This window comes from Bradyrhizobium sp. Leo170, from assembly GCF_004296405.1.
In the GTDB taxonomy this organism is placed as follows: Bacteria; Pseudomonadota; Alphaproteobacteria; order Rhizobiales; family Xanthobacteraceae; genus Bradyrhizobium.
Map to the genome: position 1 here is coordinate 1 of NZ_PSRR01000831.1, position 636 is coordinate 636.

Below are 636 nucleotides of genomic sequence, written 5' to 3' on the forward strand. Positions count from 1 at the left end.
AATAATCGCCGCCAGGTTGCTGCTTACGCGGGGCTGGCGCCGACGCCCTGGCAGAGTGGATCCGTTGATCGAGAACAGGGCGTTTCGAAAGCTGGAAATCCGAGATTACGCACGACGCTGATCCAGATGTCCTGGCTGTGGCTGCGTCATCAGCCCGGCTCTGCGCTGGCTCGATGGTTCAAGGAGCGCGTCCAGCGCAATGGTGGCCGCATGAAGAAGTCGACCATCGTGGCGCTTGCGCGCAAGCTGCTGGTTGCGCTCTGGAAGTTTGTGACCGCCGGTGTCGTCATCGAAGGTGCCATCATGCAGAACAGCTAATCTCGGCTGCTCCTCGAATTATTCTGAAAATTCTCCAGGACCCGATCAGTCCTGGTGGATCCAGGTCGACGAACCGACCAGAACCCTGGCGAAATGCCGTTTGAGAGAGTGGTCTCGTCGTCCTGAGCCCCGTCCGCCGCAAGCGGGATATTGGTGCAGCCGCGAAAGGTGGCGACCGAATGTGAGGTTGATCAGGCTCGGCAAACGAGCCGCGTCACGCACGGGCTTGGACCTGGATAGCGACGCTTCGGAGGGACTGCTGATGCATTGCGATTGATGGCCTTGACACGAACCATCCCATGTGAGGTTCTGGCAGGC

Annotated in this window: 1 protein-coding gene; it reads left to right on the plus strand. The window is 59.7% G+C overall.

Going from position 1 to position 636, the window contains the following annotated elements; all coding sequences use genetic code 11:
• A partial coding sequence (locus CWO89_RS44965; protein ID WP_130584469.1) for a transposase occupies nucleotides 1-318 on the plus strand: 318 nt, incomplete at its 5' end.
• Between the last annotated feature and the right edge of the window lie 318 nt (nucleotides 319-636).